This window comes from Sediminibacterium goheungense, from assembly GCF_004361915.1.
In the GTDB taxonomy this organism is placed as follows: Bacteria; Bacteroidota; Bacteroidia; order Chitinophagales; family Chitinophagaceae; genus Sediminibacterium; species Sediminibacterium goheungense.
In genome coordinates, this window is the sequence record NZ_SNWP01000011.1 from 1056821 (window position 1) to 1072514 (window position 15694).

At 38.9% G+C, this 15694-nt stretch carries 14 protein-coding genes and 2 tRNA genes; 9 read left to right on the forward strand and 7 right to left on the reverse strand.

Going from position 1 to position 15694, the window contains the following annotated elements; translation table 11 throughout:
* Positions 1–94 precede the first annotated feature (94 nt).
* Positions 95–469: a DUF3127 domain-containing protein gene (locus BC659_RS12260; RefSeq protein WP_133475045.1), complete on the reverse strand. Its 375-nt coding sequence runs from the start codon at positions 467–469 to the stop codon at positions 95–97.
* A gap of 111 nt (positions 470–580) precedes the next feature.
* Here BC659_RS12260 and BC659_RS12265 point away from each other — a divergent pair, with 111 nt between their 5' ends.
* The 8 genes from BC659_RS12265 (at position 581) to BC659_RS12300 (ending at position 9696) form a co-directional block, all read left to right on the forward strand.
* Positions 581–1324, forward strand: coding sequence for a 5'-nucleotidase C-terminal domain-containing protein (locus BC659_RS12265; RefSeq protein WP_133475046.1), 744 nt, complete (start codon positions 581–583; stop codon positions 1322–1324).
* A complete protein-coding gene (locus tag BC659_RS12270; RefSeq protein WP_133475047.1) occupies positions 1314–2246 on the forward strand; it encodes a bifunctional metallophosphatase/5'-nucleotidase in 933 nt (310 codons plus the stop codon). Before BC659_RS12265 ends, BC659_RS12270 begins: the two co-directional genes overlap by 11 nt.
* A gap of 141 nt (positions 2247–2387) precedes the next feature.
* Positions 2388–3821 (forward strand): chromosomal replication initiator protein DnaA, encoded by a 1434-nt coding sequence (gene dnaA / locus BC659_RS12275; protein WP_133475048.1) that lies wholly within the window; start codon positions 2388–2390, stop codon positions 3819–3821.
* A gap of 136 nt (positions 3822–3957) precedes the next feature.
* Positions 3958–4046 (forward strand) — tRNA-Ser (locus tag BC659_RS12280).
* A gap of 83 nt (positions 4047–4129) precedes the next feature.
* Positions 4130–4203 (forward strand) — tRNA-Pro (locus BC659_RS12285).
* Between the two features lie 333 nt (positions 4204–4536).
* Positions 4537–7551 carry a SusC/RagA family TonB-linked outer membrane protein gene (locus tag BC659_RS12290; RefSeq protein ID WP_133475049.1) on the forward strand — a complete coding sequence of 1005 codons (3015 nt, stop codon included), beginning with the start codon at positions 4537–4539 and terminating at the stop codon, positions 7549–7551.
* Between the two features lie 10 nt (positions 7552–7561).
* A complete protein-coding gene (locus BC659_RS12295; RefSeq protein WP_133475050.1) occupies positions 7562–9073 on the forward strand; it encodes a RagB/SusD family nutrient uptake outer membrane protein in 1512 nt (503 codons plus the stop codon).
* 23 nt (positions 9074–9096) lie between these two features.
* Positions 9097–9696 (forward strand): hypothetical protein, encoded by a 600-nt coding sequence (locus BC659_RS12300; protein ID WP_133475051.1) that lies wholly within the window; start codon positions 9097–9099, stop codon positions 9694–9696.
* Between the two features lie 347 nt (positions 9697–10043).
* On the opposite strand, the gene BC659_RS12305 is transcribed toward BC659_RS12300, so the two are convergent.
* From BC659_RS12305 to BC659_RS12325, 6 genes are all read right to left on the reverse strand, one after another.
* The gene (locus BC659_RS12305) at positions 10044–10682 is read right to left on the reverse strand and encodes a response regulator transcription factor (RefSeq protein WP_133475052.1); all 639 of its coding nucleotides are present in this window, start codon (positions 10680–10682) and stop codon (positions 10044–10046) included.
* Entirely contained in the window at positions 10679–11467 is a 789-nt protein-coding gene (locus BC659_RS12310; RefSeq protein ID WP_162847419.1) for a sensor histidine kinase, read from the reverse strand. The genes BC659_RS12305 and BC659_RS12310 overlap by 4 nt, the downstream gene beginning before the upstream one ends.
* Positions 11428–12105: a hypothetical protein gene (locus BC659_RS16850; RefSeq protein ID WP_162847420.1), complete on the reverse strand. Its 678-nt coding sequence runs from the start codon at positions 12103–12105 to the stop codon at positions 11428–11430. Before BC659_RS16850 ends, BC659_RS12310 begins: the two co-directional genes overlap by 40 nt.
* 9 nt (positions 12106–12114) lie before the next feature.
* Positions 12115–12540, reverse strand: coding sequence for a hypothetical protein (locus BC659_RS12315; protein WP_133475054.1), 426 nt, complete (start codon positions 12538–12540; stop codon positions 12115–12117).
* 191 nt (positions 12541–12731) lie between these two features.
* On the reverse strand, positions 12732–13427 hold the full coding sequence (locus tag BC659_RS12320) for a hypothetical protein (RefSeq protein ID WP_133475055.1): 696 nt from the start codon (positions 13425–13427) through the stop codon (positions 12732–12734).
* Between the two features lie 162 nt (positions 13428–13589).
* On the reverse strand, positions 13590–14591 hold the full coding sequence (locus BC659_RS12325) for a zinc dependent phospholipase C family protein (RefSeq protein WP_133475056.1): 1002 nt from the start codon (positions 14589–14591) through the stop codon (positions 13590–13592).
* A 152-nt stretch (positions 14592–14743) separates the two neighbouring features.
* Between BC659_RS12325 and BC659_RS12330 the strand changes: the two genes are divergently transcribed.
* Positions 14744–15679, forward strand: a complete 936-nt coding sequence (locus BC659_RS12330) for an ABC transporter ATP-binding protein (protein ID WP_133475057.1) — start codon at positions 14744–14746, stop codon at positions 15677–15679.
* Positions 15680–15694 lie beyond the last annotated feature (15 nt).

Genomic DNA, 15694 nt, shown 5'->3' on the forward strand with positions numbered 1-15694 from the left:
GCCTAAAAAGTTGTGGGAGTCCGAAAGTCCATAAGTCCGGGAGTCCGAAGAAAATTTTACGTATTCAAAACTTCTTTCAGACTTCCGGTCTTACTTAAAAGGGAAGATCATCAACCACATCTGCAGGAGGCGGCATATCGTTATATGCATTTCCTGGTATTGCATCCTGCTGGCCTAATTTCACGGCTTCCATTCTCCAGGCATCAAGGTTGGTGATATAATTTTCACGACCATCTTTTATCCATTTGGTTCCCTTGATATTGAACTGTACACGAACTTCATCTCCGATACTGAAACGGTCGGGCATAGCTGTCTTATCCTGAACGCATTGAAATTTTACATAATTGGTAATAACTCTGCCACCAATATCTTCTGACTTTTCCAATACGAATTCTCTTGTTTTAAAAGTTTCGCTACGCTGAATTATATCAAATTTGGCGACCAGTTTGCCGGTGATTTCGTAAGACATTCATTTATAATTTAATGGCCGTAAAAGTAGGATTAAAATTTTCTTTTACCCGAAAAAAAGCTTTTCCGGGTTGAATTATATTGTACCTTCCCCTACTAACCATTAACTGCTATGTACAGGAGAAAATACATCTTCTATTGCTTAATCATTTTACTCAGTTCCTGTTCCAGTTTTTATCAACCTGTTTCATTACAACATACCCAATACCGTATTGAGCCATCGCTGAAAAAAGATTCGGCTATGATTGCGTTGCTGATGCCTTATGCTAAAGACATTAATGCAACCATGAATAAAGTAATAGGTATATCTGGGGGGAACTATAACAACAACCGACCTGAAAGTGAGATCGGAAATTTTCTGGCAGATGCGTATTTGCAAATGGCCTCCGAAAAGTTTGGCCGAAAAGTAGATGCAGGATTTATGAATGCAGGAGGTGTCCGTTCTTATTTATCAAAAGGAAACATAACCGTTGGGAAAATTTTTGAAATCATGCCTTTTGATAATATCCTTGTTTTACAGGAGTTGAAAGGTTCAGTATTGCAGGCTTATCTGGATAAAATGGCAGAGGATGGAGGATGGCCTGTTTCAAAAGGCGTTACTATGGTAATCCGTAATAAAAAAGCCACACAGGTAATGATAAATGGGAAACCCTTAGATGCTAATACAGTTTATGTGGTGGCACATTCAGATTATATCGCCAATGGCGGCGGTGATTGCGACATGCTAAGATCTGTGCCGCAGATTAATAAGGGCTACCTGATGCGTGACGCTATTATTGATTACGTAACAAAATTAACTGCTGAAGGAAAAACTATTCAACCTCTTATAGAAAACCGAGTAACCAATGCCCAGTAATAGAAGATCATTTATTAAAGAAACGGGTGCAGCATTGCTGGCTACATCATTACTCCCATCTGTTGATCTGGCAGCTATGGCCGATCCGGTTCAAAAACTTACCATTCTGCATACCAATGATGTTCATAGCCGTCTGGACCCCTTTCCGATGGATGGGAGCAGAAATCAAGGGTTAGGGGGTGTTTCTGCCAGATCGGCCTTGATCAGCCTGATAAGGCAAGAGGAAGAGCATGTGTTACTGCTGGATGCTGGAGATATTTTCCAGGGCACACCTTATTTTAATATTTACAAAGGTGAACCGGAAATAAAAGCCATGACGGCTATGCAATATGACGCAGCCACCATGGGTAACCATGATTTTGATCTGGGTATGGAAAATTTTGCTACCCAGCTAAAACATGCATCTTTCCCCATTCTGTTGAGTAACTATGATTTTTCCGGCACAGAACTGGAGGGGAAAACCCGGCCGTATAAAATTTTTAAGAAAGGCAGCCTTCAAATTGGGGTGTTTGGAATTGGTATTGAGTTAAAAGGACTTGTACCTGATAATTTGTATGGCAAAACAGTTTATCAGGACCCGATAACCGTTGCCAATACCACAGCCACCATGTTGAAGAAAAAAGGATGTGATCTGGTTATTTGTTTATCGCATCTGGGAGACAGGTATACAGATAATAAGGTAAGCGATGAAGTACTGGCAAAAGAGAGTTACGACATTGACCTGATTATTGGTGGCCATACACATCGTTTTTTTGAAGAACCCAGAAAATATACCAATAAAAAGGGTGGCGATACGGTTGTAAATCAGGTGGGTTTTGGCGGTATTCAGCTGGGTAGGCTTGAGTATCATTTTTCCCATTTAGCAGGAAAAAAACTCGCAAAGGCCCATACTGTGGTTGTAGGGAAAAAAACAAGGGAATAAAAAATTTTTTTTTCAACATAAAGTCTACATATTCGCACCCCTGTATCTGTTTTTTTTCAACATTTCCACATGTGGGAAAAATAAGATAACTTGAAGGCAAAGCGAATAAGTTAACTCATTATAAAATTGTTCATTTTTTGTATGGCTAAAAATGCTGAATCAGTCTGGAGCAATTGTTTGAAGATCATCAAAGACATTGTAGAATGGCAACATTTTAAAACATGGTTTGAGCCGATTAATCCTGTAGAGCTGAAAGGAAACGTTTTAATGATTCAGGTTCCCAGTCAATTCTTTTATGAATATCTGGAAGAGCATTATGTAAATCTGCTGGCTAAAACACTGAAGCGTGAATTGGGAAAAGATGCAAGGCTTGAATACCGCATTATGGTAGACAGTGGCAATACCAATGGTAGAAGTGGTTCAATGGATGTGCCCGCCAGCAACATGAAAACCTATAACAATAATGAAATGAATTTTCCACTGGTGATTGATAATCCGGTGAAAAATCCATTTGTTATTCCTGGTTTGAAAAAAATGCAGATCGATCCTCAATTGAATCATATGTATACATTTGATTCATTCATTGAAGGCGATTGTAACAGGGTAGCCCGCAGAGCCGGAAAAACGGTTGCAGAAAAACCCGGGGCCAATTCCTTTAATCCATTGGTTATTTATGGTGGGGTAGGACTTGGTAAAACCCACCTGGCACAGGCCATAGGGAATGATGTTAAACGTGCCCATCCCGGAAAAGTGGTTCTATATGTAAGTAGTGAAAAATTCATCAACCAGTTTCAGGACCATAGCCGTAATAATGCGATCAATGATTTTATTCACTTTTATCAACTTATTGACGTACTTATTATTGATGATGTCCAGTTCTTTAGTCGTGCAGAAAAAAGTCAGGATGCATTCTTTGCCATATTTAACCACCTTCACCAGAGTGGTAAACAACTGGTACTTACCTCAGATAAGCCACCTAAGGATCTGGATGGTATGCAGGAACGTTTATTGAGTCGTTTCCGCTGGGGGCTGAGTGCCGACCTGCAGGTGCCTGATTATGAAACACGTATCGAGATACTGGAACGTAAGATGAAAAACGATGGTCTTGATATGCCTAAGGAAGTAGTGAAGTATGTGGCTTATAATATCAATACCAACGTGAGGGAGCTGGAAGGGGCATTAATTTCATTACTGGCTCAGTCATCACTTAATAAAAAAGATATTGATGTTGAACTGGCCAAGAAAGTGCTCCGCAATTTTGTAAAAACCAGCAGCAAAGAAATTACCATCGATGCCATTCAGAAAATGGTTTGCGAATATTTTGATGTACCCTACGATAAATTATTGCAGAAAACAAGGAAAAGAGAAATTGTACAGGCTCGTCAGATTACCATGTACCTGGCAAAAGCCTTTACCAAAAACTCTTTAAAAACAATCGGAGAGCATTTTGGTGGTCGTGACCACACCACAGTCATACATTCCTGTCAAACGGTAAAAGACCTTATGGATACCGACTCCATTTTCAGGGAAAATGTGATGGAGCTTACGCAGAAAGTACAACTGGCTGCCATGTAAGAACCCTATATAACTTACTGAGCAATAAATATTTTTAAAACCCGGTATTTACCGGGTTTTATTTTTTGGCAGATAAGTTTTACCTGCCTATTTTTGCAGCCCTCGCTGAAAAGTGAGGAAAGGCTAAAATCAGCCCGGTGAGGTGGATGAGTGGCTGAAATCAGTAGTTTGCTAAACTGCCGTACGGGTTAAACTGTACCGCGGGTTCGAATCCCGCCCTCACCGCTCTTATCCGCCGATGCTTCAGTGAAGGCGGATAGTAACAACCGGAAACCAATCCATCTTTGCTAAAGCTACGATGGATGAATCGGGAAGTAGCGCAGTCCGGTAGCGCACCTGGTTTGGGACCAGGGGGTCGCAGGTTCGAATCCTGTCTTCCCGACTTACTAAAGAGCATTAAGAAATTAATGCTCTTTTTTTTGGGGAAGTTTTCGGTATAGTTGATTTACCCTCGAAGTATAAAAGTACACATCGATTTAGATGCTATCATATCCCGCATAAAGTTGATTATTCCATTATATCCATCGAAGACAAAAGATAGCACGCAAAATATCAGACATAAAAGCGATAGGATTAAGTCTGATATCAGCATATACCGTTGCTAATAAGAAGTATAAATTTTATATGACTCATGCAGCGAAATATTTTTTTTTGCTAAATGTTCAAAAAGATTGAAAAACACTAATTTCCACGCCCAAAACTTAAAAACTAAAATATGAGGAAATTAATTGCATTATTCCTGTGTCTGTTTTTTGCATTCTCTCAATTGAATGCGCAAAACAAAACAGTAACAGGAAAAGTTACAGATGCTGATGGAAAGCCCGTTTCCGGTGCTTCCGTACAGGTAAAAGGAACAAAAATTGGCGTTTCTGCTAATGATGCTGGAACTTTTACCATTAGCGTTCCAATCAATTCAAATATCCTAACCATTTCTGGTGTTGGATTGGTGTCTCAGGACATTAAAATTGATAACAATACAGTGTTAAATATTACACTGGCGACTGCTAATAGAAGTCTGGATGAAGTTGTCGTAACTGGTTACCAAACCGTACGTAAAAAAGATGTTGCTGCGGCCATATCAAAAATTAGTGCAGCAGAAATCGATAACCTTCCAATGCCAAACTTCGCACAGGCAATGCAGGGAAGAGCAGCGGGAGTGGCAGTTTCTGCGGCGAACGGTGTTCCCGGGGGTAGCATGAACGTTATTATCCGCGGGGTAGGTTCAATTAATGCAGGTAATACTCCATTGTATGTTGTTGATGGGGTTCAATTAAATACTGGTACGGGATCTATTAACACCCAGAACAATCCACTAAATTTTTTAAATCCAAACGATATCGAATCGATTGAGATTTTAAAAGATGCTGCTGCGGCATCAATATATGGTGCAAGAGCAGGAAACGGTGTTGTTTTGGTTACGACTAAAAAAGGGAAAGTTGGTAAACCTAAATTTACCTTTAATTCTTATTGGGGTCAAACCAAAGCTTTACAGAAAGTTGATGTTCTATCTACGCAAGATTGGTATAAATTAAGAGTAGAATCTCTTGTAAATTCAGGTGTTGCTCCAGCTACAGCTGCCGCTACAGCTTTGTCAAACTTAGGTTTGCCAGCCAATACCACACAGGGGAAAATTGATTCATTGCCTACATATGATTGGCAGGATGCAACTTTCGGTACAGGAACCATTTCGAACGTAGAAATGTCTATTCAAGGTGGTGCACAAAATGTAAGCTATTACATTTCTGGTTCTTATTCAAAGCAGACTGCATTTATTGCTCCTACTGATTTTAATAGAGCAGCTTTACTATCTAAAATAAGTTTTAAAATCAATGATAAGGTAACACTTGATAATTCTTTAAGCTTAAGTACTATAAAGCAAAATGCGCCTTACAGTTTAGGGAATACTGGTTTTGGAAACCCAGCATATGCATCTGCTATGATTTTACCAATCAACCCTATTTATAACCCAGATGGCACTTATTATGGCTTGCCAGGTTCTGGTCAGAATATGGTTGGTACTTTTAACCACAATGTTTTGGCTGTTGGAGATTATGCCAAATATGTAACCAATACCAGTCAATTGGTGGCTAATACTTCCTTAACGTATAAACCAACAGCTAATTTAACATTAAGATCTTTTGTTGCATTAGATTATAGACAAACAAAAGACCATCGCTACCAGGATCCAAGAATCAACGACGGATTTGCTGTGAGTGGTCGTTTATCTGATCAGGCGGATTTCAATACGAACTTCCTGACTAATACTACGGCTAATTTTACTAAAGTATTTGCAGATAAACATAGTGTAAATGCATTAGCAGGAATCGAATACCGTCGCGACCAAAATGAATGGTTTCAGGCTGATGGTCAGGGCTTCCCATCCTACCAGCTACAGTATTTAAGTGCAGCGGCAACGCCCAGCGGTGTTTCTGGTCAATGGACGGCTAGTGCTACTTTCAGCCAATTCGGAAAGTTGGGTTATACATATGATGGTAAGTATGTATTTAATTATTCAATACGTAGAGATGGATCAAGCAGATTCGGTGCAAATAATAAATATGGTATTTTCCAGTCTGTACAATTTGCATGGAATGCAAAAGAAGAAGCTTTCCTGAAAAATGTAGATGCAATTTCTGACTTGAAATTAAGATATGCTTTCGGTCAGGCAGGTAACGATCAAATCGGTAACGTTTTATATGCTCAATTATATGGCGCCAGCCGTTTATACGGAAACTCCTCTGGTATATTTCCAAGTCAATTAGGTAACCCGGATTTAACCTGGGAAAATAGACAGGAAAATAATATTGGTTTAGATGTTTCTTTTTTTAAAAATAAAGTAAGCCTGACTGTGGATGCTTACAGAAGAGTCAATAAGGATTTATTGTTGAGCCGTCCATTGTACAGCGTAACTGGCTTTACCTCTATTCAACAGAATTTAGGTAAAATGGAAAATAAGGGTTTAGAAGTTTTATTAGCTGTGACTCCTTTCGAAGGAAAATTCAGGTGGACAAGTTCATTTAATATTGCTTTCCAAAAAAACAAATTACTTGAATTGTATGATGGTTTGCAGGTATTGCCTTCTGATAATTCCATTCGAGTGGGTTCACCAATAGGATCGTTTTTTACTTCTGAATGGGCTGGTGTAAACCCGGCAACAGGTAGAGGTATGTGGTACGATATCAACGGAAATTTAACCTACAATCCAACAGCGAACGACAGGAAAATTATTGGGAATATTTATCCCGAACAATTTGGTGGTTGGACAAACAGTTTCAGTTATAAAGGGTTTTCGCTTGAAGCTTTCTTACAGTATGAATACGGAAGGGTACGTTCTGATGGACAGTTTACCCAAATGATGAGAATGGCTGGCGCAACTGTTAATACCCTCACTTATGGTTATGAAACTCGCTGGCAGAAACCAGGTGATATAGTACCTACTCCAAGATCTTTCAATGGTTTAGCAGATTACAATAGTGTAGGTTGGGGTTCTGGTAGTCGTTATTTGTTTAAAACAGACTATATCCGCTTGAAGCAAGTGACTTTAAGTTACGATGTTCCTGCTTCATTCCTGAAAAAGTATAGTATCGAAGGTGCTAGATTGTATGTTCAGGGCATCAACCTTTGGACCTATACTAAATGGCCAAGCTATGACCCTGAATTTACAGGAGATAATTTTGGTATCATTCCACAGTCTAAAAACTTCACCGTAGGCGTTCAAGTAAAATTCTAATCTTACTATCATGAAAAAAATACTTAATAAAATTGTTGTTGGTAGCTTCCTTGTTATTCTAATTGGGGAGTCTTGCAACAAGCAATTAGATATACCATCTCGTAATTCATTGGATGCCAGTTTGGCTTTATCCAATAAAAGTGGTATTGAATACGCTATTAACTCTGTATACTCTATATTGAAGCGCGAAACGCATTATGGAAGAGACTTATTCTCTGTAACAGATGCTATGGCCGATATCGCTTTTGCCAATGGACGTTCGAGTAGATTGTTGAATGAAAACAGAAATACCGCATTGGCAAATGTGGGCATTTGGGGAGGATCCTATGCGGCTATTAATGAAATTAATTTAACACTGGAAGCCATACCGGCAGTAACGGATGCGACCACAGCTGATAAAGCCCGATATGAAGGTGAGCTTAAGTTCCTGAGAGCGCTTTATTATTTCGATTTAGTTAAAAACTACGGCTACATCCCAACATTTGTGGTTGCCAACCAAAATAAGGGTGGTGTGCCAATTACCCTTACTGGATTTAATAGTTCAACCGGTGCGGCTAATTATAGACCGTCTAGAGCATCATTAGCGGCTTGTTATGCTCAAATAATGGAAGATTTGAATCGTTCTATTGTTTTATTGTCTAATGCAAACAAAGGACGTAACTATGCCAGCAAACATGCAGCACTTGCCCTTGGCTCTCGAGTAGCTTTATATGAGGGAAACTGGCAGAGAGCCGACTCATTTGCCACAGCTGCCATTACATTAACCGGTGGAATTGGTGCAATGACCAATACCTCCAATTATGTGGCAGGTTGGAGAGCAGCAAGTCATCCTGAGGGTATTTTTGAAGTATGGTATGCTACCTTAGGTGAAAACCTTGGAGTAAATACTTCTCTTGCAGCTACACATACAACTTTATCTGCACCAGGAGCATTTAATGGCGTTAGACAAGGACAAGGTGATTTAGTGCCCAATGCATTTTTATTAACGCAACTGGGTATTTCTGGATTCCCTACCAATCTTGCACAAGCTCCGGCACCTCCTGCACTTACTTACGGAAATGACATCCGTAACAGATTATTTGAGTGGGGTGTTAATGCTAGCGGTCACTATGTAGAGTGTACTAAATGGATGGGTAAAAACGGAGGCCCGAATTGGGATAATACAGTTGTGATCCGTTGGCCAGAATTATATTTAAATAGAGCTGAGGCCAGATATAGGCTAGGTGATGAAGCAGGTGCCTGGGCCGACTTAAATATTATAAGAACAGCAAGAATCGTAGGATTTACTGTACCAACTACACCATTAACCGGTCAAGCATTGTTGGATGAAATTTTAAGGCAGCGTATGCTCGAATTTGCTTTTGAAGGACATCGGTTTTATGATTTAAAGCGAAATGGATTAGCCATTGTAAAAGTGAATCCTGCTACCAATTTACCTGCAACAGATTACCGTATTTTACCTCGTATTCCACTGGGTGATATTGATGGTAATCCAAACATGGAACAGAATTTTGGCTATTAATTCATAAAAAGAAAATTTTAGAAATGAAAACGAATATTAAAAATATAATGGCAGGCATCTGTTTTTTAGGTTTACTGTCATCCTGTATAAAACAGGTAGATAAAACTTTTACAGGTGAAACGGTTGTAGAAATTGATGCAGCTGTATTAAATTCTTCAAATTCTGTTGCCGGTTACCCGGTTATTAGTAGAATTCCTGTTGCTGGAAGACCAGCAGCTACTACTGATTCAACTTTAAGAAGACTTAATGCAAGAAACATTGAAATCAGATTGAATCTTGTTGGTCCTCAATCAAATACTGATAGAACCATAGGATACAAAATAATTACCACGAGTCCTTTAACAACATTTGCATTTCCCGCAACTGCATCCGGACAAACACCGACTGCATCTGCAGCTACCTTAAATGTTTCAAGTGCTGTAATAGGAACGCATGTAGGCACTTTAACAGGTGTGTGCACAGTTCCTGCAGGAAGTTCTTTTGGTATTATCAGTGTGAATATACTACCTGGAACTTCAAGTGCAGGTCAAGCGAGATTCCTTGGAATTCAACTCGATTCTACCGGTACTTTGAGGCCTAATCCGAACTACAATAAGCTTGGTTTAGTAATAGATCAACGATAGTTCTTTATGTTTTGTGCAAAAGCCTCGGTCAATTGATCGAGGCTTTTGTATTTTATAATATCGTCTCTAAATATAAATAGCTGAACAGGATTGTATCAACAAAAAGTCCTTAAGGTTATGAATTCTGAAAAGCGAGATATAAAATACCTTGTCTTCGAAGAAAAATGAATCGCTTGGAGTGTCAGGTTTTGAAATTAAGAATTAAATGCTTCCGTATCTTTCCCACTTTAATAGGAAAAGTTTATTATTTTTTTGCCTGGTATAAGTCAGATTTATTTCCCGGATATTGAAAGTAGGATGTTGAAAATGCTGCTACAATATAATAGATCATTTGTACAAATATGGCATCAAAGCGTAACCAATTCATTCCTGATAGCATAAATGGCAAGTCCGACCCTTGTTGAAACTTCTAATTTTTGAAACAATGCATCCCGATAACCATCTACCGTTCTTGCGCTGACACCCATTTCATCTGCGATTTCTTTATAGGTTTTTTCAGTGCAGGCCCATCGCAGAAAAATCAGCTCACCTTCATTGATCATTACCTTATTTAAAGGTTCTTCTTTTTCGAGGTTTTTTCCTTTCATTTTTGGAGTGACCAATTCATTATAGAAATACCCTTTTTCATGCACTTCCCTCATGGCTTCCCTGAGTTCTTCAGGTTCGCAGTCTTTCAGGATATAACCCCTGGCTCCATTTTTGAGCATGCGTATTACAATCAGGTCGTTTTTAATCATGCTCAGCGCTATCACTTTAATGGAAGGGTGGTTTTGTTTTAGCCATTTCGTGGTTTCAACACCATCCATTACAGGCATAGTAATATCCATTAAAACAATATCAGGTAAATGATCATCTTTCAGCTGCTCAATTAATTCTTTTCCGTTTCCGGCCTCAATCATAACATCGAAATCCTGTAACATGCCAATCAGTACCGACAAACTTTTGCGGAGAATGACATGATCATCAACCAGTGCTACTTTAATCATTTGCTGGGTTCTAATTGAAAAGTAAGGGTAATGGTGGTGCCAGCACCTGCGATACTCTGTATCTGTGCTTCAGCACCTATCATAGCAGCCCGCTGTCTGATACTACTCAGGCCGATGCCGGGCTTAAATTGTGCGGTATTTTCATCAAAACCTTTTCCATTGTCTTTAATTTGTAAACGACCTGTACTTTCTACACGGGATACCTGAACATCCACATGAGAAGCATCTGCATGTTTTAAAATATTATTACAGATTTCCTGAACCATTCTGTAGAGAAAGATGGTTTTACTTTTATCCAATGGTAGCCGTTCTGTTTCTGAGCTGAAAGAAGTGGTCATCAGGCCTGTTTTTTCCAGTTGCTGCAGTTCGTGTTTAATGGCAATGATTAGCCCTTCTTCTGCCAAACGATCGGCATAATAACCTGCACTGAGGTCCCTTAATTCACGTATGGCTTTGCTAACCAGTTCTGCCACATTGGTAATCTTAGGATCTTTGAAGCCTTCCATGGCGAGTATGTTCAGATTCACTTTTGCAAGACTTAGTATCTGTCCTACATTATCATGAATTTCCTGACTCACAATTTTAAATGTATGGTCCTGCATTTCCAGTTGGGTCTGGAGCAGTTCCTGCTGAAACTGAGCCTCTCTTACCTGTTTTTCATAAAACATTTTCTTCTTCCTTCTGAAAAAATTAATTAATACCAGCATTGTAACAATGCCGAATAATAGGATGAATAATGTAGCAGTTATGATGCCGACAAGGACTTCTCTCGATACTTTTTCCATAAGAATAAGGCTACAACCATGAAGCCGTATAAAAATACGCTTAAAATTCTTGGAAATAAGTGGTAGAGTTTCATGCCCCATATAAGTATGGTTTCACCCTTAAGGAAAAAGTGCAGGGCAAAAGCGATACTGTTACCTACATAAAATAAAAGGATACCCATCACCAGCCAGAAATCAGGTACATGAAATAGATTTACTTCATAATCATCACTAACAATAAATTGCTGGTACATATATGCACAGCAAATGCAACAAAGGAAAAACCCGCCAATTACATATGTGTTATAATAAAGCTGTGTATAAACCGGAAAAAAGCAAAACCAGACAAGCATGGCACTTACTGACAGGGTAATACCGGTGGCTGTAATCCACTTCCATAGTTTTGACTGAAAAATTTCATAAAACTGGTACCCGAAAAAAATAAATCCAAATACCACTACCCATAAATAGATATGGGTATTACCGGTTACATAGTCGGGATAGGCATCCGCAAAATAGGCACCACCAAATTCCCCCAATAAAGTAAAAGCCAGAAAGGGGATAAAGTAGAAATATCGGGTATTCCGAATATGTTTCAGGTTATACAGAGCTGCCAGCAAAGCTGACAACTCTACAATAAAATTACTTAGTATCGGCATTTTAGTATTTTATGGTGTTCCATTTCCAGTATCATAGGCATCTAATAAATCCTCTTCCGGGGTATCATTGAAAAGATTACCGGGGTCTGGTAAGCCTGGATTTCCCTGCATTTGACCAAACCTTCTTTTAAACTGGTGCTTAAACATGCCGTTTTCGTTTGGTTCTGTACTCATATAAGAAGGTACCAGTAATACATCCAGTTTCTGGTCGGCCTTATTGATACAGGGTAGAAGGCTTAAACACTGTTGTTCTACATCTGCCACACCCATTTCTGTCAGTGCAATACGGGCTTTATCGAGATAAGCATGTAATTCACTGATGGTATAGGTAATGGATTCACGGTAATACGGGCTTTTGCTGAATATTGCATAATACTCGTTTAATTCTTCCTGGGCAAGCGGATAGGGCACAGGGCCACCATAATGTGTACTCATTTTCAGTTAGGTTTTGTAAGGTTAAAAATAAAAAACAGCTGTGCTCGCACAACCGTTTTTTCACCCATTTTTTGGGAAAACCTAAGATAGCAATTTATTATTATGTACTATGGTAGTTTTCCTAATGGAAAAACTGAATAGGTATAAGGTGGTGTTGATATATATGAGGACTTAGAATAAAATCTGATACCCTACGTCGTACGATCCTGTTGAATAGAACGACTTGTTGATCGGGCATTTTTATTCTTCTTCCACAGGAACAAAGCAGTCATTATTGAGCCGTATAAAAAAAAGCTGGCAATTCTTGGGAATAAATGATAAATCTTGATGCCCCAGATGTAGGTGGGGGATACTTTGAGAAAGTAATGGAGGGAAAATACAATGCTAACTCCTGTATGATAAAGGAGAATGCCCATGACCATCCAGAAATCAGGCACATGAAAAAGATTTATCTCATGATCATCACTTAAAATAAACTCCTGATAAATATAAACACATGATAAACAGCAAAGAAAAAAGCCTCCCGTCACATCTGTATTTAAATACAATTGTGTGTAAACAGGGAAAAAGCAAAACCAATAAAGTAATGTACTCACTGCTAATGTGATACCTGTGGCCGTTATCAGTTTCCATTTTCTAGAACGAAAAATATTAAAAAACTGGTACCCGAAAAAAATCAGATGGAATACACTAATCCATAGATAGATATGAATATTACCTGTGGTAAAATTTACATAATTTCTGGCAAAATTTGCGGCACCTAATTCTCCCAGTAAAGTGAAAGCCAAAAGCGGAATGAAGTAAAAATACCTGGTTTGCCGGATATGTTTCAGGTTATACAACGCCACTAAGAGGGCTAGTCCTTCTAAAATAAAATTACTGATCATAAAGCATTCACCAGTTGGATAATAGACAAAATGTTCATGATTTCTAATTAAATGAATGCAAGCTAGCAATAACCCCTGATCTACATGGCCATTAAGGTTGTTTGGACGTTTACATCATGTTGCGTAACACCATTCTGAACTTTACAGAAATTGCTTCATTCATTAGTTATTATTGGGAGCCTGTTTTTTCGAAATGAGTAATTGCTGCTGAATGAGCTCATTTTTCTTAAATGCTTCAAGTTCAGTGTTCCATTGTTTTTGCTGTTCTTCATTGAGTGCGCCACCCAGCGATGTTAAATCAGGTTTGCCTGCATCTACCCAGGCCGTGTACCAGAAATCAGCAATCAGGTCGGCAGATTGTATCAGTCTGTCATTGATACTCGTTTTTAAAGCTGATGCATATGCTTTGGCAAATGCTGAAGTATAACTTTTTGTTTCACGCCCTCTTCTAATCTGCACCCTGAATTTCTGTTCTTCTGTAAATGATTGGGAAACCTCTTTTTCCTTTGCCAGCATTTCGGGTACCATAGCAAAACCCGTGCGTACAGCTTTCCAGATAGCAGCGGTGGGATCTTTCAGGTAAACAGCTTTATGTGAGGAATATAAAAGGTAATTACCGATTTCAATTTCAGGAATCATAGATTCCCATAAACTATGTAATCCTTTTTGGTTGGTTAATTGTCCGTCATAATTTACCGTAGTATGTAATGGTACATGCGCATCACCAATATAATGACCCAGATCGGCGGCATAAAAAAGGATACTATCCCTGTTTTTCAATTTGAATGCATTGGTGAGTTTTGCCTGCATAAAAATTACATGGTAAGGAACATATCCATATTTCAGGAGGCTGTCGATGGTAAACAGCTGAACCGCTTTCTGCCATTCTGTAGGCATTTTATGGGCAGCATCTTCACCATACATCTCAAAGTCAATAAAATGTTTGGTAGCTTCCGTACTGTCCTCATTCCTTCTGTTATCGGGTCGGGGCGCATTGGAGACCAGATTTTCCATGTTTTTATAAAAAAAGGCACTGATGGGTTCCGGCAACTCATAAATGGCGAGCTGATGGATGGTCCGGTGAACCAAAAATCCCCATCCTGAACTAAGTACAGCAACAACCATCAAAAGTGTGACAAATAAAGACTTATGGTATCTTTTCATGATATTTTTTTGAAATAGGTAGCGAAAATAGCATATCGGGGACCAATTTCTGTAATATTTGAGCTGAATGAGCGACGAATAGTTAGTGTTGGTATTCATTTATTACCTTCATTTATCATACAACCTTTTCTCAGTCCATAACCAACTTCAACATGAGTAAAATTCTTGAATTACAGGCATTAAGAAAATATTATGCCACCCAGAAAGCGGTGGATGATATTAGTTTCTCCATTGAAAAAGGAAGCATTTTTGGTTTGCTGGGCCCTAATGGAGCAGGCAAAACCACCTTATTGCGGATGATTACCGGCATATTTTATCCGGATATGGGTGAAATTGTATTTGACGGACAAAAATTTGATCCGCTGAATGATATCCAGCAAATTGGTTATATGCCCGAAGAAAGGGGGCTGTATAAAAAAATGAAAATTGGTGAGCAGGCACTTTACCTCGCTCAGTTAAAAGGGCTTAGTAAGGCCGAAGCCATGCAGAAAATCAAGTTCTGGTTCAAGAAACTGGAAATGGAAACATGGTGGAATAAAAAAGTGGAAGATCTTAGTAAGGGTATGAGCCAGAAATTACAATTTGTAACCACTGTATTGCATGAACCCAAACTGATTATTCTCGATGAACCATTTAGTGGTCTCGACCCACTAAATGCAAACCTTATCAAGGATGAAATATTCGGTCTCGCACAGAGAGGATCAACCATCATCTTCAGTACCCATCGTATGGAACAGGTAGAAGAAATATGCGATCACATTGTACTGGTAAACCTTGGTAAAAAAGTACTGGATGGTTCTGTATCTGGCATCAAACAAAGTTTTAAAGAAAATAAGTTTAGTATAAAACTGCAGGGTGAGCAGATGAATGCCAACAATCCTGCATTTACTATTCTGGAAGAAAAACAGGGAGGCTATGTTTTAAAAATCAATGAAGGTTTTCAAAGCAATGATATACTGGCTCACTTCCTGCAACAGGGTGTTACGATTGAGGCTTTTAATGAAATTCTTCCTTCGCTGAATGAAATATTTATCCGCCTTGTAGAAGGTAGTAATGCCAAAACCAGGTCATTTCAGCAAGTAGACTAAACAGTTTTCCATTCA